The sequence below is a fragment of the Bacillus sp. B2-WWTP-C-10-Post-4 genome, from assembly GCF_009183805.1.
Classification (GTDB): domain Bacteria; phylum Bacillota; class Bacilli; order Bacillales; family Bacillaceae_G; genus Bacillus_A; species Bacillus_A cereus.
Genome location: NZ_WEII01000002.1, coordinates 17,630 through 37,059, shown reverse-complemented (window position 1 = coordinate 37,059; position 19,430 = coordinate 17,630). Strand labels below are relative to the sequence as shown.

Here is a 19,430-nt window from a genome sequence, read left to right as displayed (position 1 = left end):
TTACGTTTCCCCATAAGTTCTTCCTCCGGTTTCTCCTCTCCCTTTGCCTTCTTACTAGTACATGCTAGTATAAGAAGGGCCCTGCTATGCAGGGTTTTTTTCTTTGTGTGCTTTTCATTTAAAAAGTGAAATGGTACAGTAAAAGAAAGAGGAGGAAAAGATATGATTCAACGCTTTATAGAACTTGGAGAAGGCTACTCTGATTTATATGAATTACTTGAAATTGCCAAAACAAATCAAGAACGTATAGCACATATGTTACAATTTGAAACGATAAAAAACGATAAAAAAGTGTGTTCGCTTGTTGTAATATTAAAACCAACTACTACTGGTGATTTCCAACCATTATACATATGTCGTGAAGGCATTCCTGTATTTGAAAATAAAAAAAGTAAACGTGTCATTTTATTTGAAGAAACGGCAGAACAACTCGGGAAAAAAGTGGCTACCTTTACTGTAAAACCATCTACAACTTTCCCAGAAAAAGAACTATTTTTTAATCATTTAATTGGTATTTTACGAATGAACAATTTCATTCCTCCGATGAAATAACACGTTATTTCAAATGAAAAATCCCCGGCTAAATTTAGCAGGGGATTTTTTCTATTAGCTATAATCGTATTCTTTTGCTCGATCAGGACGGGAATTTTCAAATTCCGTTTTTAAATACGGGCGATACGACTGTTCTATCTTTTTCACAAAAGGAAGTTTGTTCAACTTATGCATCATATGCTCAATTTGTTCCATATCACAATATACTACAGCATATTTTAATCGTTTTGATATGTAATGTATGTTACCATATTTCCTTAAAATCTTGGCATGTTTCAATGAATGTAAATAAACAATCATACTTTGTCGTTGCCCGAACATAATCTTCTCCATCTTCTCCTTTTAAAAACATATATTTTATATTCTATGAAAACCAATCAGAAATTTATAACATTACAGGACAAACTCTGTATACGTTTTCTTCCAACTTCTAAAAAACGGGGCACATCACCCCGTTTTTTTACAACCACAACCTCCGCCAGTACCACAACCTCCACCACAGCCACCAGCATCAAAGAACGGATTTCCTGTTGGCACTTTAATGGAAGAAGACACTTCCGAACCGATTGCTACACTAACTTCGTCTAATAACTTCTGCAAAGCAGTTTCTGCTCTTTTAAAAGCTGCAACCTTATCATGTAAGTCCACAGAACGCTTTAATTCTCTCATTTTCATCGACACGGTAGTATAGTCAGGATGGTATTTTCCAAAACGCTGTACTTCCTCATACCTTTCTTTCATCGCTGTAAATTGCTGAATTAGCGTCTGAAGTTCCATATCTTCATGTAATTCTCTATAATACTTACGATAATCTTCTGCTATATCTGAACAGATAATCGCTTTTGCAAGCTGCTCTGCCTTATCTAATATTAATACGCTTTCTAGCGTCGCTACAATCATGAGAGACACCTCCGAGTATCCATCATACCACATTTAGATTAGAACTACTAATTGAAGTGACTTACTCAAAAGAAAGATATAACGTAACTATTTTTACACTATATCCGTACACACTTATACATTAATATGTTCCGCTATATTATATTTAAGAACATCCCATTTTCCACTATTTTGTTTCACATAACTAATACACGCATTTTTTAATGGTGTCTTAAATGTAATTTCATCTGGTTCAATGGCATGTAAAATCGCTTTTATCGCGTGTGAGTGAGCAACAATAATAATACGTTTGCCAAAATGAGTTGTCGCAACATCTTCTAAAGCAGCAAAGCAACGAGCTACAATCTCTTCATCTCGCTCCATACCTTCTACTTTTCCCTCAGCAATCAACTCTCTAACAGCCGCAACCGGCTTCCCTGAAGCTTCTCCAAAATTCCGTTCAACAAATCGCTCATCTAATAAAATCGATTGTAATCCAACTGCCGTTGCGATTTCATTAGCCGTTTCTTGCGCTCTAATTAACGGGCTACTTATAATGATATCCCACGTTTCTTCTTGTAAAGCAGCTGCACTTTGACTCGCTTGCTTCTTACCAACTTCATTAAGCGGAATATCTTCTCGCCCCTGAATAATTTCTTGAAAATTCCAATCAGTTTGTCCATGTCGTACTAAACAAATTTCCGTCATGCTGCAACTCCTTTTTAAATAATCAACTTCTATTGTAACAAAAGTTCTGCATGACGGACATATTTTTCACTTCCAATTAGGTTGCATTTTGTTGCTTCATATACTGAAACATATCAATCATGATCGAAGCAACGGCCAATTGATTTTGAAACTTTTCCACTTTATCTGGTATCGTTTTTTTGAAATGTTGCATCGCCGCTAACTCAAAAGCCTCTTTTTCTTCAGGATTTCGTGTTAATTTTCTATACCAGTACGGTTGCTCTCTAATATAGCGAGATAAATCCTCATCAGCCTTTATAAACTCCATAATTTCTGCTCTCATCATCTTTCCCCCTAATCCTTTTGAAAGAAAAACGGGTTATTTTCTGAAGTACTTTGCTCTTGCTGCGTACGGTTACCTTGAAATTGCTGAATAACTTGTTGCACGCTCCCAATTGCACTCGTCACATTGGCTAAATGGTTCTGCATTTGTTCCACGTCCAACTTTTTAAAAAAAGAAAGCATTTGCCCCATCACATCAGCAGTTTTTTCCTCTTCAGTTCGATTATCTTTTTCTTTTTTATTTTCTTTTACCGAAGAAAACGCAGGCGCTCCATCCGGTCTATAAGTTGCCCATATTGGATCTTCTTCACCGAGTAAGTACCATTCTTCATAAAATTGTTGCCATGTTTTATGACCACTTCTAACCTCATGAACCATTTTAGGGTGATGGTTTACAAATTCTTTAAACTGTTGAACCGATGGATGTAACGGTCCTTTTGTTGTTGGCATAATCCTCACCTCTCCATGTATATCTACTATATAGTAAGAAAAAAAAGGCGCATGGTTCGCCTATTTTTAGACGATTCATGCACCTTTTTTTCTGCTATTTGCATACGGTCAGATTCCCACCTACAATTCAGTGAATACGAAGTAACTAATTTGGTAATGTAACACCCCACCGCTTACAGTTTCGCTTTATTTTCGAATAAAGTTTTGTGTATAAAATTTATCGTATACACCAACACCTAATCCTGTAAATTGTTCATTTAATAAATTCTTTCTATGCCCCTCACTATTTAACCAACCTTGCACTGCCGCAATTCCATCACTATGTTGCGCCGCTATGTTCTCGCCAGCAAGTTGAAATCCTACTTTCCCGCGCTGCAAACGATCTCCTAGCGTACCTAATGTAGGTGAGTCATGAGAAAAATAATTATTGTCTTTCATATCTTTACTGTGACCAACAGCAACATCTGCTGTTTCCTGATCCCATGTTAATAACGGTAATTTATGACGACTTCGAATGATATTTGTTAAATCAAAAATTTGTTGCATATTCCCATTTTCTACTTGTTTTATTTTTTCTGGAGTCAATGGTTGTTCTGCTATTAATTCACCTGAATAAACGAGCTGATACGGTCTTTGGCGTAATAAAGTTTCATCATCCATATAACGAACACCAACAAGCTCATGTGTAAATTGATCAAAATACAATTGCGCCCATCCATCTTCTACAGGTATTAACGGTTGTTCCATGACTTCGGTATCAGATAGCTCAAATTGATAACTATTTTTCCCTCTTTTTAATGAAATTTCATGCGAAAGTGGACTTTTTTTATATACTTCTTCATATTTTTCATTTATATAATAAGGTGGAACCTTAACTTGTTCACCAGCTGCGTATGCTGTTACAACTTTACGTTCAGAAACTCCAAATTGAACATACTGAGTTAAATCCTGGTTGTATACCCACCATTCATATCCGTATGCAGATGGCTCTATTCGAGAGGGTTCTCCCCACTTCGCTAATAGGTTTTCAGAGTCTTCACCAATCATATTTAAAACAGTGTCTGAGGAGTCTTCCTTAATTTGCTTTTTCTTTTTCACAATTTTATTTTCTTGCTTTGATTGAGATGGGGTTAATATATATTGTGAAACGAGTAATTTCCCGTATAAATCAACAGCTAAAATTAAAAATGTAATCATTACGATACGCAATAATTTCTTCAAACGATATACCTCCTGAACAAAACATAAAATTGAGATATACACAAATCCTTTTCTTTCTTTTTGTGTGTACCGTACTCTTTTCACTATATCATATTTTTGTGAAAAAAGTCTGGATTATCCCTTTTCTCTCAATATGAATTGCACTTTCTTATTATTCATACTATTATAAAAATAATGGTGTAACATTAAAAAAGGAGGTATTATATGCAATTTACAAATACGAAATTTAATGGAGCCGTCGTTGAATTAACTCTTTTAACTGAAATCATGGAAAACAACCACTTCGTACTTGCCGGACAGTGGGATTATGAACGAGTTACATACGATTATAAATTTGAAATATTAAAGGATGTTTATTATTTACGAGTGCAAGGAGTTGCTGTTGAAGGTGACATTGGCAGTAGACACGCTGAAGTAAAACTACTCCCCCCCTTATTAGGAAAACATTATTATCCTCACGGCGTTGAATATGGTGATGATGAGACTTTCCCAACGAATGTACTTCAAAAAAGCGAACAACTCCTACAAAATGTCGAAAAAGAGTTAAAAGAATTTCAAATTATTGATTAACAAAAACAAGCGCATCAATATGATGCGCTTGTTTTATTTCCCTTCCCTAAGAATGAATCGTTTTTTTTACTGGATATCCATAAATAGATCCATCTTTTACTTTAATCTCATCTTCCCAAGGAACCTTATATTTACCTTCAGCTAAATCTTTTACAAACGTATATGGATTTTCTTTCACCCCACCAGGAGTTGCTACATATCCTCTTGAACCTAGATTATATATATTATTTTCCAATCCCCATCCTAATCTAGCTTGATCTGCTAGTTCTGGATATACTTCAGCAGTAACAATCTCCCACGGATTTCGATGACCCTGTACTAAAGTAGTCCCATCAAAGTTACATACTTGTCCTTCACCAAAGTAATAAAATACACCATCATAACCCGCTAAGTTTACCGACAATGTATACATTAAATTTTGCCATGCATTTGAGCGATTGGTTAGCATCCATTGTTCACTAACTTGTGTACTATATCCAGAAATACGAATTAAGACATTTGCACCTTTATAGGCTGCTTCACGAGCTACTTCAGGGAACATGCCATCATGACAAATACAAACAGCTAATTTACTTCCTCCAGGTCCATCACAAACAGGTAAGCCTAAATCTCCAGCTTTCCAAGGCTCGACTGGCACCCAAGGATTTAGCTTACGATACTTCAAAATCATTTCACCTTGTGAATCAATAATAACTGCTGTATTATATGGCTCTCCACCATCAGGATTTTTCTCCATTATTGAAAAAACACCATATACTTTAGATTCTTTACATGCCTCAGCAAATAAGTCTGTTTCTGGCCCAGGCACTGTGCATAAAAATTCTTCTGTAGTCCATTTTTTTGTATTGAGCCCTTGTGTACTATATTCAGGAAATACTATCAATTCTAAACCAGGGTAACCTGATTTGGTCGAATGAATTGTTTTTATGATTTGTTGAATTTGTTTATCAATGTCTGCACGCGATTCTACTACTGGTACTGGATATTGAATTAGTGCTGTCAAAAAACCACTAATCGGCTTTACCATACTTCCACTACTACCCATTTAAACTCCCCCTTAAAATAGTTCGTGTTTATTAAAGATAACAATATATATTTGTACCTCTCTAAAAAACTTGCACTACATATGGAATTATTACGCATGAAAGCTAGTAGTAAATTTTATCTCCACTTTTAGTACACGCCTACACTAACTTAACATAAAAAGTTAGAAAATTCAATCTTTTAAAGGTAACTAAAACTAAAAAGAAAAAGCGCATGGAATCCCATACACTTTTTTACTTAGTCTGTAAATACGGTGGCAATTGTTGCAACTGCTCCTTATCCTTTTCACGTTCTCTACGTGCCCATCTAAAGAATACATAGCCTATAATTGTACCGTACACTATTTCCTGGACAATTTTCATTATGATACCACCAGTTTGCTGGTCTTGTACGACTGGCATCCAGTGCAAAAATTCTGGTCCCGTTATATTTAAATCTGATAAAGTGCCCGCCGGTACACATAGTTCCATCGCTTTCATCCAAGCAGCCGGATCCGTATACGTTGCAAATAACGGCGCTGTCGCAAAAATGATTAACGCACAAGCAGGCGTTAATAATATGCCGTTAGCAAACATATAACCAAGTTTCTTTATATCACTTAACGTTTGATATTCTGGTAATGGATTTAACATCGGCCACCACATCATGATTGCTGTAAAAAACAATATAGCGAGACAAATAGGATGAGCTATTTGACTTTGTTTTACTGTATCAAAAACAACTGGTAAATGATAAAAAGAAAACAGGCCGTTAAATACAAACAACGCAATAAGTGGTTTAGCAAATGCCTTTAATATAATTTGAACGAACTTAAAAGAAGTAATGTAACGATATAACCAAATTGGTATACCAAGCAACAGTAACGGTGGAACTGCAATATACATGACTGCCATTTCAAACATATGAGCACTAAATATAATATGGCCAATTAAATCAATAGGCCCTCCCTTTACAAAATACAAAAGAACAATACCAGTCGTAAAATAAAAAATTTGCTTCTTACTTACCTTCGTCGCATTTTCAAATCGCATTCTATATGGCCCAATAATTAAGAAGTACCCAATAAGAATTGAAAGCATAAATAATAAAAAGATTGGACTCCATAAAGCCTGAAAACCAAATATCCACAAGTTACTCATTTTCACACCTACCTTCATAAGGTTATCTCATAATATGAAGAGGGAGCTGTGACAACACAAGCTCCCTTATTTTTCACTTTTCAAATCCACACGATTGTCATAAAAGCTAAAATTGTAATTAACCCTATTAGCAGACCAGAGTAAAGAAAGAAACTTGCTGCTTCATGTCCTTTATGACTCATATGCATAAAATAATACAATTGAAAAATTACTTGTACCACTGCTAATAGTAAAATAAACGGTACAGAGAAAATCGGACTAAAAGTTTTTGGATACGCCACTGCTACAAATGCAACTAATGTTAAAAAAATCATTAATGCAAACGTAATAACTTGATGCCTCATTTCCTCCGCACTTTTTCTCTTCCGATAAACAAGATCAACTTTAGGATTATTCGTTTGCTTTATCGCCATTGTTTATCCCACCATTCCCATTAAATATACTACAGTGAAAATAAACACCCAAACTACGTCAATAAAGTGCCAATAAATCGATGCAACATAAAACTTCGGTGCATTGTATAAATTTAGACCTCTCTTCGCATTTCTAAAGATTAATGTTAAAATCCAACATAACCCAAACAATACGTGGAGTCCATGTGTACCAACAAGAGCATAAAACGCAGAGCCAAACGCACTACTTCTCATAGTATGCTTAAATTCATGTGTATAATGATAAAACTCATATATCTCAAATCCTAAAAACCCTAAACCTAGCAATACTGTTACTAGTAACCAAAGCTGCATTTTCTTAAAGTTAAAGTTTTTCATGTGATACATCGCATATACACTCGTTAAGCTACTCGTTAATAAAAGCATCGTCATAATGAAAACGAGTGGCATTTGGAACATCTCTTGAGATGTTGGTCCACCATTTGTAGAATTCTTTAACGCTAAATATGTGCCGAATAAGGAAGCGAACAACACTGTTTCGCCTCCAAGAAATAACCAAAAACCGACAAACTTATTTTTCCCTTCAAGGGTTGCTTTTTCAGGCTCTGCTGGAAATGTTTCATTCGTTAACTTTTCATCTACATGCATTATGCCTTGCCCCCCTTATCCTCTAAATCTTCTTTATGAATATGATACCCATGATCATCAATTACTGAACGTAGGAACATTGCGCCAAATGTAATGATTAAACCAATAATTGCTACTAATAACCAGAACTTATCTTTTCCGCCCTGCATATACATCGCACCAAATGCCGCTATAAACAATCCGAAAGAAATAACAAATGGTGAAAACGAAGGATTTGGCATATGAATATCACCAACTGGTTCCGCTGCTGTCATCTCTTTATTACCTTCACGTTTTTCAATCCAAAACGGATCTAATCCGCGAACAAATGGTAATTGTTTAAAGTTATATTCTGGTGTCGGTGCTGGCATTGTCCATTCTAATGTACGTGCATCCCACGGATCACGACCAGCTTTTTCTTTTGATACTGTCGTTTTAATTACATTGAATAGAAGAACAATCGTTCCAAGAGCCATAAACACCGCTCCGATAGAACTAATCATATTCCCCATTTCCAACCCTTGCCCTTCAAGATATGTGTAGTAACGGCGTGGCATACCAATCAAGCCAAGGAAATGCTGAATAAAGAACGTTAAATGGAAGCCGATAAAGAATAGCCAAAACGTTATCTTTCCTAATGTTTCATTTAATACTTTATTAAACATCAGTGGCCAATAATAATGAGCTCCTGCAAGTAAACCAAATACAACACCGCCAACGATTACATAATGAAAATGCGCTACTACGAAATAGTTATCATGAAATTGATAATCAGCTGGTGCAGATGCTAGCATAACCCCTGTAACTCCACCCATTACGAATGATGGAATGAAAGCTACTGCCCACATCATTGGTGTCGTAAAACGAATACTTCCACCCCACATTGTAAAGAGCCAGTTGAATATTTTGATACCAGTCGGAACCGCAATCGCCATTGTTGCAACTGAGAAAATAGCATTAGCAACTGGACCAAGTCCAACAGTAAACATATGGTGCGCCCATACCATAAATCCTAAAAATCCAATTAATACAGTCGCAAACACCATCGATGAATAACCAAACAATCGTTTTTTCGAAAATGTTGCGAATATTTCTGAGAATATTCCGAAAGCTGGGAGTATAAGAATGTATACTTCTGGATGACCGAAAATCCAGAATAAATGCTCCCATATAATTGTATTCCCGCCCAATGCCGGATTAAAGAAACTTGTTCCAAATAAACGATCTAACATTAAAAGTCCTAATCCTACAGTTAACGGCGGAAAAGCGAATAATATAAGCGAAGATGTTACAAATGTTGTCCATGTAAACATCGGCATACGCATATACGTCATTCCTGGAGCGCGCATATTAATAATGGTTACAAGGAAGTTAATTCCTCCAATTAATGTACCAATACCTGAGATTTGCAAGCCGAGTACATAGAAATCAACACCATGACCTTTAGAGGCTAAAGCTAAAGATGCATAAGATGTCCATCCTGCATCAGGTGCTCCACCTAAAAACCAACTTAAATTTAAAAATACTCCACCAAAGAAAAATAACCAAAATCCGAGTGAATTCAAAAACGGGAACGCTACATCACGTGCACCAATTTGAAGTGGTACAGCGGCGTTCATAAATGCAAACACGAGTGGCATAGCTGCGAGGAAAATCATTGTTGTACCGTGCATCGTTAATACTTGATTATAAGCATCCCCAACAAGAAAAGCGTTGTTAGGAATCGCTAATTGAAGGCGAATAAATAGAGCTTCTATTCCGCCTATTACAAAAAACAATCCACCTGCAATTAAATAGAGAATGGCAATCTTTTTATGGTCTACTGTCGTTAAATAATCCCATATGACAGCACCCATCCCCTGTTTTTTTGCTACAGAACTCACGTTTTCAACCTCCCCTTCGCGAATAGTCCCTCTTTACTTTTCAACTTTTAACGTTTGTAAGTATGCATTTAATGCATCAATTTGATCATCCGTTAAGTTGCCATATTTGCCAGTCATTTTGTTTCCTGGCTTCATATTTTCAGGATCTTTTAGCCATTTTTTTAAGTTTTCTTCATTGTTTTCGGCAATACCGGCAACCATATCGCGATCCGCAAAGTTTGCTAAGTTTGGTGCGATACGAGCGGAAGGTGGTCTACTATCATTAGATCCAACTGCGTGACAACCAATACAGCTTTTATTAAATATTTCTTGGCCCTCTTGCGCCTTTGTTGAAGCTACTTCTTTCTTCCCATCAATCTTCTTCATATCAGCAAGCCATTTTTTGTACTCGCTTTCATCTAAAGCTTTCACTTTAAATTGCATTAAAGAATGTGATGGGCCGCAAAATTCTGTACAAAAACCATTATAAGTGCCCGACTTATCTGCCTTTAACCACATTTTGTTCACATTGTCTGTATTTGTATCCATTTTCCCTGCTAAAGATGGAACCCAAAATGAGTGTTTAATATCGGCACCCTTCAAATTTAAATACACTTTCTTACCTGTGGGGATGACCAAATCTTGCGAAGTTACTATCTTTTCTGATTTATAAGAAAATTCCCACCAATAAAGATTCGCTGTTACATCAACAACGATAGTATCTTTATCAATATTCTTTTTCTCCATCGCACTTACATCAGCAAGTTTGAATGTATATGTAACTGTTGGAACAGCTAAGATTAGTAAAAGAATAATCGGAATAACTGTCCATATAATTTCTAGCTTGTGATTCCCTTCAACTTGCTCTGGAATATAATCTTCCTGACCTCTCTTTTGTCGGAAACGCACAATTACATATAAGAAAATAATAGTAACTACTAGTACTACTCCTACCATGATTGCACTTGCCAGTAGAAGTAAATCATATTGCATTTTTGCTACTTCTCCTTGCGGAATTAAAGTAGATTGAAAGGCTTTACCGCATCCCCCTAACAGTAAAGCCAGCAGTGAAACGAACGAAAGCAGTCGCCACTGTTTCTTCATACAAACAACCCCCACTTTCCTTGTGAATTAGATTGTACTTTATAGTTAAGTAAAGTAAATCTCAACGTAAAGAAATCCAATTATGTCGTTGTCTTAGAAGAATGTAACTACAATCATTGATACAAATAAGATTGTTAAATAATTTAGGGAATAAACAAACATTTGCACGGACCATTTGATGTCATCTTTCTTACGGAAGCCATAAAATCCTAAAACGATCCATCCGATGTTAAGCAGTGTTGCAATTACCATAAATGTTATCCCTAGTCCACTCATATAAAATGGTAGTGGTAATAAACATACTGTCCAAATCATAATTTGGCGTTTCGTAATTTCAAATCCATGAACTACAGGAAGCATTGGAATTCCTGCATTTCGATATTCATCAACACGTTTCATTGCTAATGCAAGGAAATGTGGGATTTGCCAAATAAACATAATTAAAAATAACATCCAAGCAATTGGATGGCCTAAAGATGGATCGATTGCTGCCCATCCAATTAAAGGAGGAACTGCACCAGATATACTCCCTACAACAGTATTTAGTGTATACTTTCTCTTTGTCCATAAACTATATAGAACAACATATGTGAAAGCACCAATAAATCCCATTAAGACTGCCATTGGTGTTGTTAATAATAAAAATACAAAACCAAGAAGTAATATGACTAGTCCAAATGTAAGTGCAAATCCTGGTTTATACTTTCCAGTAACCGTTGGACGGGTCTTTGTTCTTTCCATTAATGGATCGATGTCTCGATCAATGTAGTTGTTTAAACAACATACCCCTGCCATAACTAATCCAGAACCAACGATTGTAAAGAATAACTTATCCAGATTGTCCATTACACTTAATCCATTAAAGTGTAATGCCAACCAAAATCCTGTAAATACAGTAAGTGTATTTGAGTTTACAATCCCCATTTTAACGAGTGCTTTTAAATCTTGTAACCGAGTTGTTTCCGGTACACTTGTAACAGCGGACTCATCATGCAGCTCACTTGTTGCATGGTTCATCACTCTAACCCCCTCTTAAAACTTTCATCTTTCTTTTTGCGCATATTTCAAATGAAATAATTCGCTTCTATATAGCAATATTATTACAGTAGAAACATTGTTAACCCATTCTACTACTAATCTACGCCCATACTCCAATATATTAAATCATATTTCCCGAACATTTTGTGAAGAAAACATGAACTTTTTGTGTCGAATATAAAAAACTTCATTCTGACTTGTCCTTATCATAACATGATGTTACCTTCTATAATAAACTATTTTGTCCTATTTAACACGTATTCTCCCCATTTCTTTTCAAAATAGCCTATTTTTCACCCAAAATTTCCCTTACGAACCCTGTTTTTACACCTATTTTCTCTCCCTTTCCTTCCCCCTCCATTTCTTTGCTATTTTATTATTTTTTATATATCATAGGAACTAGCGCGTTTTATTCTATACATAATGGAATGAAAATATTTCGCAATAACTTCATAGCAGAAAGATGGTGAAAGAGATTGCAACGCTTTATTAAATGGTTAGCAGTCATTACAAGCCTTGATTTATTAATAGTTTTATTAGGAGGCGCTTTAGTTACAAAAACAGGTTCTGGTCAAGGTTGTGGTAAATCATGGCCACTTTGTAACGGTGAATTTGTTCCATCTAATTTATCAATGGAAACTATTATTGAACTTAGCCACCGATTAACATCAGGATCAGCTGGAATTCTTGTCACTCTACTTTGTATTTTGTCCTGGAAATATTATAAACATGTGCGTGAAACAAAAACGTTAGCAATTTTATCCTTCGTATTTTTAGTTGCACAAGCATTAATGGGAGCAGCAGCAGTTGTTTGGGGACAAATGCCAGCTGTACTTGCTATCCATTTCGGTATTTCCTTAATTTCATTTGCTTCTGTCATCTTATTAACGTGTCTTATCTTTGAAATTGACCAAAAATTTGATGCACGTTCACTTATTATGGACAAAAAAATGAAATTTCATATTTATGGTGTAACAATTTACAGTTATATCGTCGTCTACACAGGTGCTTTAGTACGTCACGAACGAGCTAGCTTAGCCTGTCCAGACTTTCCTTTATGTAGCAAAAACAGACCTATGCCAACTCAACTACATGAATGGGTTCAAATGGGCCATAGAGTTGCAGCGATGTTAATTTTCGCCTGGATACTATACGCGATGATTCTCGCTATTCGCCATTACAAGCAGCAACCTGTAGTATATTGGGGATGGATTATTTCATTTATCCTTGTTACACTTCAAGCTGTAGTAGGAGTTTTAGTTGTATTTACAAACGCTAGTTTAGCGATGGCATTGTTACATTCTCTATTCATTTCTTGCTTGTTTGCCGTACTATGCTATTTAGTTATGCTAGGAACAAGAAGTAAAGTGAATGCAAAAGAAGCCAAATCAACTTCTAAACAAACAAAATAATTTAAAACTAAAATCCCTTGCCAATTCGGCAAGGGATTTTTTGCAATAAAAAAGAGCTGTATTTACACAGCTCTTTTCTTATTTTAGTGATCTAATTCAATAAGTAAATCACCCGTTTGAATTGCATCACCATCGTTAACATATACTTTCTTCACTTTACCATTGAACGGCGCTTGAACTGTCGTTTCCATTTTCATCGCTTCTGTAATTGCCATAGAATCGCCTTTTTTCACTTCGTCGCCTTCTTTTACAACTACTTTAATTACCGTTCCTGGCATCGTTGCACTAATATGATTTGGATTCTCACGGTTCCCTTTCACACGTTGTGCAACTGTTGCTTTTACACTCTCGTCTTTCACGATAATTTCACGTGGTTGACCGTTAAATTCCAAGTAAAGAACGCGGTTTCCATCCGGCTGAGGTTCTCCAATTGATACTAGTTTAACCATCAATGTTTTACCCTGTTCAATTTCTACATCAATTTCTTCACCTAGTCTCATACCATAGAAGAACGTCGGTGTATCAAGTACAGATACATTTCCATAAAGCTCAGCAACTTTTTCATAATCCATAAATACTTTTGGATATAAAGCATATGCCACTACATCAAAAATCGTTACTTCGCGTCCAAGTTTATGGAATAATTCTTCTTTTAACGCTTCGAAATCTACTGGCTCTAGTAATTCACCTGGTCTTACTGTTAATGGCTCTTTCCCTTTTAAAATAATCTTTTGTAATTCTTTCGGGAAACCACCGTACGGTTGACCTAAATCACCAGAGAACATTTCAACAACAGACCCTGGGAAGTCCATGGCATGTCCACGCTCTAAAACATCTTGTTCTGTCAGATGGTTTTGAACCATAAATAATGCCATATCACCAACAACTTTTGATGATGGCGTTACTTTTACAATATCTCCAAACATGTCATTCACACGGCGGTACATTACTTTCACTTCATCGAAGCGATCTCCTAAACCAACCGCCTTCGCTTGTTGCTGAAGATTACTATACTGCCCACCCGGCATTTCATGCATATACACCTCTGTATGAGGCGCATTCATACCACTTTCAAACGGTGCATAGTATTTGCGTACATCTTCCCAATAATGAGATAGTTTTTCTAAAGAATCTATATTAACATCTGGTTGTCTTTCGTTTCCGCCTAACGCATAGTATAGCGTGTTCGCACTTGGTTGTGACGTTTGACCAGCCATAGAACTCACTGCTACATCGACGATATCAACACCCGCTTCAATTGCCTTCGTATACGTTAATATACCATTTCCACTCGTATCGTGCGTGTGCAGATGAATTGGAATCGACACTGTCTCTTTTAATGCAGAAACTAAATCATATGCTGCATTTGGTTTTAGTAAGCCCGCCATATCTTTAATACCTAAAATGTGAGCTCCTGATGCTTCTAACTCTTTTGCTAAATTTTTATAGTAATTTAAATCATATTTACTACGCAGTGGATCATGAATATCCCCTGTGTAGCACATTGTTGCTTCTGCAATTTTACCAGTATCTCGTACAGCGTCAATTGCAACTCTCATGCCTTCCACCCAGTTTAAGCTATCAAAAATACGGAATACATCAATGCCTGCTTGAGCAGAACATTCCACAAATTTTTGAATTAAATTATCTGGATAGTTTTTGTATCCAACTGCGTTTGAAGAACGAAGTAACATTTGGAATAACACGTTCGGCATTTTTTCACGAAGATCTAGTAATCGTTCCCATGGATCTTCTTTTAAGAAACGATACGCAACATCAAACGTTGCACCGCCCCACATTTCCGCTGAGAATAGGTTCGGTAACATTCTCGCTGTTGGCTCCGCAATTTGATGTAAATCTTTTGTCCGAATACGAGTTGCAAGTAATGACTGGTGTGCATCACGGAATGTTGTATCCGTTAAAAGTACACGTTTTTGATCCTGTACCCATTTTACTAATCCGTCCGCTCCACGCTCGTCCAAAATTTGTTTCGTTCCATTTTGGATTGGCTCTGAATGTTTTAAACATGGAATACGAGCATCTGGGAATATTGGTTTTTCTTTTTTCCCTACTCCTGGGAAACCATTTACTGTTACTGTACCAATGTAATTTAACATTTTCGTTCCACGGTCTTTACGTTTCGGGAACAAGAACAATTCAGGTGACGCATCGATAAATGAAGTATCATATTCTCCTGATAAGAAGTTTTTATGCTTTACTACATTCTCTAGGAATGGAATATTTGTTTTAATACCACGAATACGGAATTCTTTTAAGTTACGTTCCATTTTTGCAGCAGCTTGCTCAAAAGTAAGTGCCCAAGTTGTAACTTTTACAAGTAAAGAATCGTAGTACGGTGTAATAACTGCACCTTGGAAGCTATTTCCTGTATCAAGACGTACACCAAAACCACCGCCTGATCGATACGCCATAATTTTTCCTGTATCCGGCATAAAATTATTTAGCGGATCTTCAGTTGTTACACGAGATTGAATTGCAAATCCATGTACAACTACTTCCTCTTGCTTCGGAACACCTACCATTTTGCTATGTAATGAATGTCCATCAGCTATTAAAATTTGTGATTGAACAATATCTACTCCCGTAATCATTTCTGTAATCGTATGTTCTACTTGAACACGTGGATTTACTTCAATAAAGTAAAACTCATCATCTTTTACAAGGAATTCTACTGTTCCTGCATTTAAATAGTTTACATTTTTCGTTAACTTCACAGCAGCATCACAAATACGCTGACGCAGATCATCTGAAAGTGATACACTCGGTGCAATTTCTACAACTTTTTGATGACGACGTTGTACAGAACAGTCACGCTCGTATAAATGAACAACATTGCCTTCTTCATCTGCTAAAATTTGTACTTCTATATGTTTAGGTTTTTCAACGAATTTTTCGACGTAAACTTCATCATTACCAAAAGCTGCTTTCGCTTCTGATTTCGCTCGATTATATGATTCTCCTAATTCCTCACTAGTACGCACAATACGCATACCACGACCGCCACCCCCAAGGGATGCTTTAATAATAATCGGGTAATCATACTTTTCAGCAAATTTTTTGACTTCTTCTAATGAATTTACTGGACCATCACTACCAGGTATAACTGGAATTTGTGCTAGCTGCGCTTGTGTTCTTGCTTTCACTTTATCTCCAAACATATCTAAATGCTTACTTTTCGGACCGATAAAGATAATTCCTTCTTCTTCACAACGTTTAGCGAATTGAATATTTTCTGACAAGAAACCATATCCAGGGTGGATTGCATCTACATGATTACTTTTTGCAATCTCAATAATGCCTTCAATATCTAGATAAGCATCAATTGGTTTTTTTCCTTCCCCAACTAAATAGGACTCATCGGCTTTATAGCGATGATAAGAACCACTATCCTCTTTAGAATAGATTGCAACTGTTTTTAATCCAAGTTCCGAACAAGCTCGAAACACACGAATTGCAATCTCTCCACGGTTAGCTACCAATACTTTTTGAATACGTTGCAGCTTTGTCATGATTTTCCCCCTCTACTTTCCTACCACTCTAGAGATAAAATATATACACACCTTAAAAAGCGTGAAGTTCTTCACTTTCCACATTATATTATACTTAGAAAGCTTCACTTTATTTTTATCCATCATACCTTATTTTCTAACAAATGATAAGTTTTCTGTGCAATTTGTTTCACAAAAATAGTATAGCATACCTCTTCCTTTTCTAACAACTTAATTGTATATCACATTTAACTTAATGTGATATATCTTTTGACTGAAAGAGAAATTAGTACATCATATTTAAAACTACTTAAAAATAAAAAACACATCATGCTCTAAAGCACAATGTGTTTTTATTTTACAACTACAAGATGTGGTCCATTTTGTTCTCTTTCTTTCATTACACCATTCTGTTGTTTCTCTTGTCGTTTCACGTGACTAGCAATATTGAGTAGTATTCCCATTGCAAGTAGATTAGCTAATAAAGAACTTCCGCCGTAACTAACAAACGGTAATGGTACTCCTGTAAGTGGTATTACTCCAGACATACCACCGACATTGATAAACGTTTGAACTCCAAACAAGCTTGCAATTCCGATAGCTATTAAACTTCCAAATGGATCTGTACACTTTTGCGCAACTCTAAATGACCGAATAATAATAAGTAATAAACAGATTAAAATGATAGCTACACCTATAAAACCAAGTTCTTCAGATATAATTGCCATTATAAAATCCGTTTGCGGTTCTGGTAAATAACCATATTTTTGTACACTATTCCCTAATCCTCTACCATTAAGCCCTCCAGAAGCGATTCCAATAAATGAATTCACTAATTGAAACCCATCCTTTTGAGGATCATTAAACGGATCAAGGAAAACAGAAAAACGTGCCTTTTGATATGGATTTAATGCATAATTACCAAGAAGATATAGTGCCGGAATCCATACTATAGAAGTTAAAGCAATTCGTTTAATCCATAAGTTAACCTGTACTCCCGAACAAAGAAACATAATTCCTACTGTTCCTGCAATTAACAAATCAGTACCTAAATCATTTTGCTTTAATATTAAAAACATGATTATTCCAACACCAATAAGTACTGGACCTGACCCTTTGAAAACAGGTGTATTCGTTTCTTGTCTTTTCGCAAAAAAATGAGCTAAGACGAGAATAACTGTTATCTTAACAAATTCTGCAGGCTGTATTCCAAATATCCACCCGTTTGCACCGTTTACTGACTTAGTGAAAAAGGCAGCTGCAGCTAATAAGGCAACACTAGCACCGTAACTCCCCAACAAAAAAATTCGTTTTCTCCAAACTTTATATGGGATAGTAGCAATAATTATTAATACCATTGTCCCAACAACTAAAGTAATTAATTGTCTTTTAAAAAAGAAATTTGCTGGTTTATCAAATCTCGAAATCGCAACAATGGAACTCGAACTATATACCATTATTACCCCCAGCACACATAAAATAACAAGAGGAAGTAACAATGAATAATCCATTGATTTCCATACTTTTTTCATTTCATTTCCTCTTTCTGTTTCAATTTAATTATTGTTGTATTCCATATGTACATTGATTCTTCCTGCTTTATTATACAAATAAAAAGCTCAAACTAATTTAGTTTGAGCCCCCTTATTTGAACCCGTTATTGTTGTTTGTTTGTAAATGCTTCATGAAGTGCAGATAACTCACGTTCGAGCTCACCTAACATTGCTTTCCCTTGTTCTTCTGCAATAAGACCAAGGCGAACCGCAAAATCGACCTCGCGGGATAGTCCAAACATTTGTGTGTCTAACACTTCTTCATATAATGGACATTGCGGCATTGTAAGATGGTCCATTTGCACCTTAATAAGTCTTAAAATCTTCTCTGCATCCGCTTGTAGAAGGGCTAGTGCCTTTTCCTGATGATTTGCTACTGTCTCAGACGCCAAATTGATTCCCTCCGTTTCCGTCCTACTCTCCTCTATCCTATCTATTAATATTAGCGATAGTTTTAATAAATTGCAATAGAAACATTTTTTGTGACAACAGTGTCTAATACTATTATACTGAAAAGTGGGAGTATAACACAAATGGGGGAACAACAATGAGCGAAATTTTATTTATTAACGGAAAAGTACGTTTTCCAATCACTATTGATCCAACTGTTTGGATCTTTGATGATCGAAAAGTAGATTTGACAACTTACTTTGATGAAGCTAGAGAAAACACGTCTGAACTAGAAACTTATTTAAAAAACACTTCAGAACATTGGGATCGCGAAATCCGTGATGGTGCCGCTTTTCCTCCAATACAACAAAGTGTGAAGAAATATAAAAAAGAACAGCTGATTACTGGAACATTTGGTATACCATTTCATCCATTCCTTGCTAACGCTGAAATTTTAGAAGACGCTACGCAAGTTGAAATTGAAACGGTAGATCATACAATGACACTTCCATTAGAAACTGTCAAAAATGCTATACTAGGCTTTTCAAAAGAAGGAAAACCATTAAAAGAAGACGGGCCTGTTCATCTCTATTTCAATGATGGATCTAATCAACAAAATCCAATCCGTAACATCCGTAAATTTACAATTATTTAAAGAA

20 protein-coding genes are annotated in these 19,430 nt (G+C 35.9%); 4 read left to right on the top strand and 16 right to left on the bottom strand.

Annotated features, from left to right (window positions below; translation table 11 throughout):
- Positions 1 to 162: 162 nt before the first annotated feature.
- Positions 163 to 552: a DUF7147 family protein gene (locus tag GBN78_RS01980; RefSeq protein WP_000616017.1), complete on the top strand. Its 390-nt coding sequence runs from the start codon at positions 163 to 165 to the stop codon at positions 550 to 552.
- A gap of 54 nt (positions 553 to 606) precedes the next feature.
- Here GBN78_RS01980 and GBN78_RS01975 read toward each other — a convergent pair whose 3' ends face one another.
- The 6 genes from GBN78_RS01975 to GBN78_RS01950 form a co-directional block, all read right to left on the bottom strand.
- Positions 607 to 873 carry a YlbG family protein gene (locus GBN78_RS01975; protein ID WP_002082261.1) on the bottom strand — a complete coding sequence of 89 codons (267 nt, stop codon included), beginning with the start codon at positions 871 to 873 and terminating at the stop codon, positions 607 to 609.
- A 126-nt stretch (positions 874 to 999) separates the two neighbouring features.
- Positions 1,000 to 1,452 carry a YlbF/YmcA family competence regulator gene (locus GBN78_RS01970; RefSeq protein ID WP_000634366.1) on the bottom strand — a complete coding sequence of 151 codons (453 nt, stop codon included), beginning with the start codon at positions 1,450 to 1,452 and terminating at the stop codon, positions 1,000 to 1,002.
- Positions 1,453 to 1,566: 114 nt separating this feature from the next.
- Positions 1,567 to 2,139 carry a histidine phosphatase family protein gene (locus GBN78_RS01965; RefSeq protein WP_000134947.1) on the bottom strand — a complete coding sequence of 191 codons (573 nt, stop codon included), beginning with the start codon at positions 2,137 to 2,139 and terminating at the stop codon, positions 1,567 to 1,569.
- A 76-nt stretch (positions 2,140 to 2,215) separates the two neighbouring features.
- Entirely contained in the window at positions 2,216 to 2,461 is a 246-nt protein-coding gene (locus GBN78_RS01960; protein ID WP_001200990.1) for a YlbE-like family protein, read from the bottom strand.
- Between the two features lie 11 nt (positions 2,462 to 2,472).
- Complete coding sequence (locus GBN78_RS01955; RefSeq protein ID WP_001143346.1) at positions 2,473 to 2,910, bottom strand: YlbD family protein; 438 nt, start codon at positions 2,908 to 2,910, stop codon at positions 2,473 to 2,475.
- A gap of 186 nt (positions 2,911 to 3,096) precedes the next feature.
- Entirely contained in the window at positions 3,097 to 4,131 is a 1,035-nt protein-coding gene (locus GBN78_RS01950; RefSeq protein ID WP_000735378.1) for a CAP domain-containing protein, read from the bottom strand.
- A 204-nt stretch (positions 4,132 to 4,335) separates the two neighbouring features.
- Here GBN78_RS01950 and GBN78_RS01945 point away from each other — a divergent pair, with 204 nt between their 5' ends.
- Positions 4,336 to 4,701: a YugN family protein gene (locus GBN78_RS01945; RefSeq protein WP_001160947.1), complete on the top strand. Its 366-nt coding sequence runs from the start codon at positions 4,336 to 4,338 to the stop codon at positions 4,699 to 4,701.
- Between the two features lie 46 nt (positions 4,702 to 4,747).
- Here the strand turns inward: GBN78_RS01945 and GBN78_RS01940 are convergent, their stop codons facing one another.
- From GBN78_RS01940 to ctaB, 7 genes are all read right to left on the bottom strand, one after another.
- The gene (locus GBN78_RS01940) at positions 4,748 to 5,746 is read right to left on the bottom strand and encodes a formamidase (protein ID WP_000535807.1); all 999 of its coding nucleotides are present in this window, start codon (positions 5,744 to 5,746) and stop codon (positions 4,748 to 4,750) included.
- A 232-nt stretch (positions 5,747 to 5,978) separates the two neighbouring features.
- Positions 5,979 to 6,884: a cytochrome c oxidase assembly factor CtaG gene (gene ctaG, locus GBN78_RS01935; RefSeq protein WP_000069023.1), complete on the bottom strand. Its 906-nt coding sequence runs from the start codon at positions 6,882 to 6,884 to the stop codon at positions 5,979 to 5,981.
- Positions 6,885 to 6,964: 80 nt separating this feature from the next.
- Positions 6,965 to 7,297 (bottom strand): cytochrome c oxidase subunit IVB, encoded by a 333-nt coding sequence (gene ctaF / locus GBN78_RS01930; protein WP_000985706.1) that lies wholly within the window; start codon positions 7,295 to 7,297, stop codon positions 6,965 to 6,967.
- 3 nt (positions 7,298 to 7,300) lie between these two features.
- Positions 7,301 to 7,924: a cytochrome c oxidase subunit III gene (gene ctaE, locus GBN78_RS01925; protein WP_000557861.1), complete on the bottom strand. Its 624-nt coding sequence runs from the start codon at positions 7,922 to 7,924 to the stop codon at positions 7,301 to 7,303.
- A complete protein-coding gene (ctaD, locus tag GBN78_RS01920) occupies positions 7,924 to 9,759 on the bottom strand; it encodes a cytochrome c oxidase subunit I (RefSeq protein ID WP_153579316.1) in 1,836 nt (611 codons plus the stop codon). Before ctaD ends, ctaE begins: the two co-directional genes overlap by 1 nt.
- Before the next feature lie 60 nt (positions 9,760 to 9,819).
- Positions 9,820 to 10,869: a cytochrome c oxidase subunit II gene (coxB, locus tag GBN78_RS01915; RefSeq protein ID WP_000745276.1), complete on the bottom strand. Its 1,050-nt coding sequence runs from the start codon at positions 10,867 to 10,869 to the stop codon at positions 9,820 to 9,822.
- Between the two features lie 93 nt (positions 10,870 to 10,962).
- Positions 10,963 to 11,886, bottom strand: coding sequence for a protoheme IX farnesyltransferase (gene ctaB / locus GBN78_RS01910; RefSeq protein ID WP_001015058.1), 924 nt, complete (start codon positions 11,884 to 11,886; stop codon positions 10,963 to 10,965).
- A 497-nt stretch (positions 11,887 to 12,383) separates the two neighbouring features.
- Between ctaB and ctaA the strand changes: the two genes are divergently transcribed.
- Entirely contained in the window at positions 12,384 to 13,319 is a 936-nt protein-coding gene (ctaA, locus tag GBN78_RS01905) for a heme A synthase (RefSeq protein ID WP_001188746.1), read from the top strand.
- A gap of 83 nt (positions 13,320 to 13,402) precedes the next feature.
- Here ctaA and pyc read toward each other — a convergent pair whose 3' ends face one another.
- The 3 genes from pyc to GBN78_RS01885 all read right to left on the bottom strand — a co-directional run bounded on the left by pyc (position 13,403) and on the right by GBN78_RS01885 (position 18,773).
- Positions 13,403 to 16,849 carry a pyruvate carboxylase gene (pyc, locus tag GBN78_RS01900; RefSeq protein ID WP_000164093.1) on the bottom strand — a complete coding sequence of 1,149 codons (3,447 nt, stop codon included), beginning with the start codon at positions 16,847 to 16,849 and terminating at the stop codon, positions 13,403 to 13,405.
- Between the two features lie 332 nt (positions 16,850 to 17,181).
- Positions 17,182 to 18,360 carry an FtsW/RodA/SpoVE family cell cycle protein gene (locus tag GBN78_RS01890; RefSeq protein ID WP_098283086.1) on the bottom strand — a complete coding sequence of 393 codons (1,179 nt, stop codon included), beginning with the start codon at positions 18,358 to 18,360 and terminating at the stop codon, positions 17,182 to 17,184.
- 125 nt (positions 18,361 to 18,485) lie between these two features.
- A complete protein-coding gene (locus GBN78_RS01885) occupies positions 18,486 to 18,773 on the bottom strand; it encodes an Fpa/YlaN family protein (RefSeq protein WP_000135694.1) in 288 nt (95 codons plus the stop codon).
- Between the two features lie 155 nt (positions 18,774 to 18,928).
- On the opposite strand from GBN78_RS01885, the gene GBN78_RS01880 reads away from it, so the two are divergent.
- Positions 18,929 to 19,426: a molybdopterin-binding protein gene (locus tag GBN78_RS01880; protein WP_070184356.1), complete on the top strand. Its 498-nt coding sequence runs from the start codon at positions 18,929 to 18,931 to the stop codon at positions 19,424 to 19,426.
- Positions 19,427 to 19,430: the final 4 nt, after the last annotated feature.

What these genes read in the sequence shown, in the direction of transcription:
- GBN78_RS01980 (WP_000616017.1), top strand. Translation starts at nt 163, where the DNA reads ATGATTCAACGCTTTATAGAACTTGGAGAAGGCTACTCTGATTTATAT.
- GBN78_RS01975 (WP_002082261.1), bottom strand. Translation starts at nt 873, where the DNA reads ATGTTCGGGCAACGACAAAGTATGATTGTTTATTTACATTCATTGAAA.
- GBN78_RS01970 (WP_000634366.1), bottom strand. Translation starts at nt 1,452, where the DNA reads ATGATTGTAGCGACGCTAGAAAGCGTATTAATATTAGATAAGGCAGAG.
- GBN78_RS01965 (WP_000134947.1), bottom strand. Translation starts at nt 2,139, where the DNA reads ATGACGGAAATTTGTTTAGTACGACATGGACAAACTGATTGGAATTTT.
- GBN78_RS01960 (WP_001200990.1), bottom strand. Translation starts at nt 2,461, where the DNA reads ATGAGAGCAGAAATTATGGAGTTTATAAAGGCTGATGAGGATTTATCT.
- GBN78_RS01955 (WP_001143346.1), bottom strand. Translation starts at nt 2,910, where the DNA reads ATGCCAACAACAAAAGGACCGTTACATCCATCGGTTCAACAGTTTAAA.
- GBN78_RS01945 (WP_001160947.1), top strand. Translation starts at nt 4,336, where the DNA reads ATGCAATTTACAAATACGAAATTTAATGGAGCCGTCGTTGAATTAACT.
- GBN78_RS01940 (WP_000535807.1), bottom strand. Translation starts at nt 5,746, where the DNA reads ATGGGTAGTAGTGGAAGTATGGTAAAGCCGATTAGTGGTTTTTTGACA.
- ctaG (WP_000069023.1), bottom strand. Translation starts at nt 6,884, where the DNA reads ATGAGTAACTTGTGGATATTTGGTTTTCAGGCTTTATGGAGTCCAATC.
- ctaF (WP_000985706.1), bottom strand. Translation starts at nt 7,297, where the DNA reads ATGGCGATAAAGCAAACGAATAATCCTAAAGTTGATCTTGTTTATCGG.
- ctaE (WP_000557861.1), bottom strand. Translation starts at nt 7,924, where the DNA reads ATGCATGTAGATGAAAAGTTAACGAATGAAACATTTCCAGCAGAGCCT.
- ctaD (WP_153579316.1), bottom strand. Translation starts at nt 9,759, where the DNA reads ATGGGTGCTGTCATATGGGATTATTTAACGACAGTAGACCATAAAAAG.
- coxB (WP_000745276.1), bottom strand. Translation starts at nt 10,869, where the DNA reads ATGAAGAAACAGTGGCGACTGCTTTCGTTCGTTTCACTGCTGGCTTTA.
- ctaB (WP_001015058.1), bottom strand. Translation starts at nt 11,886, where the DNA reads ATGAACCATGCAACAAGTGAGCTGCATGATGAGTCCGCTGTTACAAGT.
- pyc (WP_000164093.1), bottom strand. Translation starts at nt 16,849, where the DNA reads ATGACAAAGCTGCAACGTATTCAAAAAGTATTGGTAGCTAACCGTGGA.
- GBN78_RS01890 (WP_098283086.1), bottom strand. Translation starts at nt 18,360, where the DNA reads ATGAAAAAAGTATGGAAATCAATGGATTATTCATTGTTACTTCCTCTT.
- GBN78_RS01880 (WP_070184356.1), top strand. Translation starts at nt 18,929, where the DNA reads ATGAGCGAAATTTTATTTATTAACGGAAAAGTACGTTTTCCAATCACT.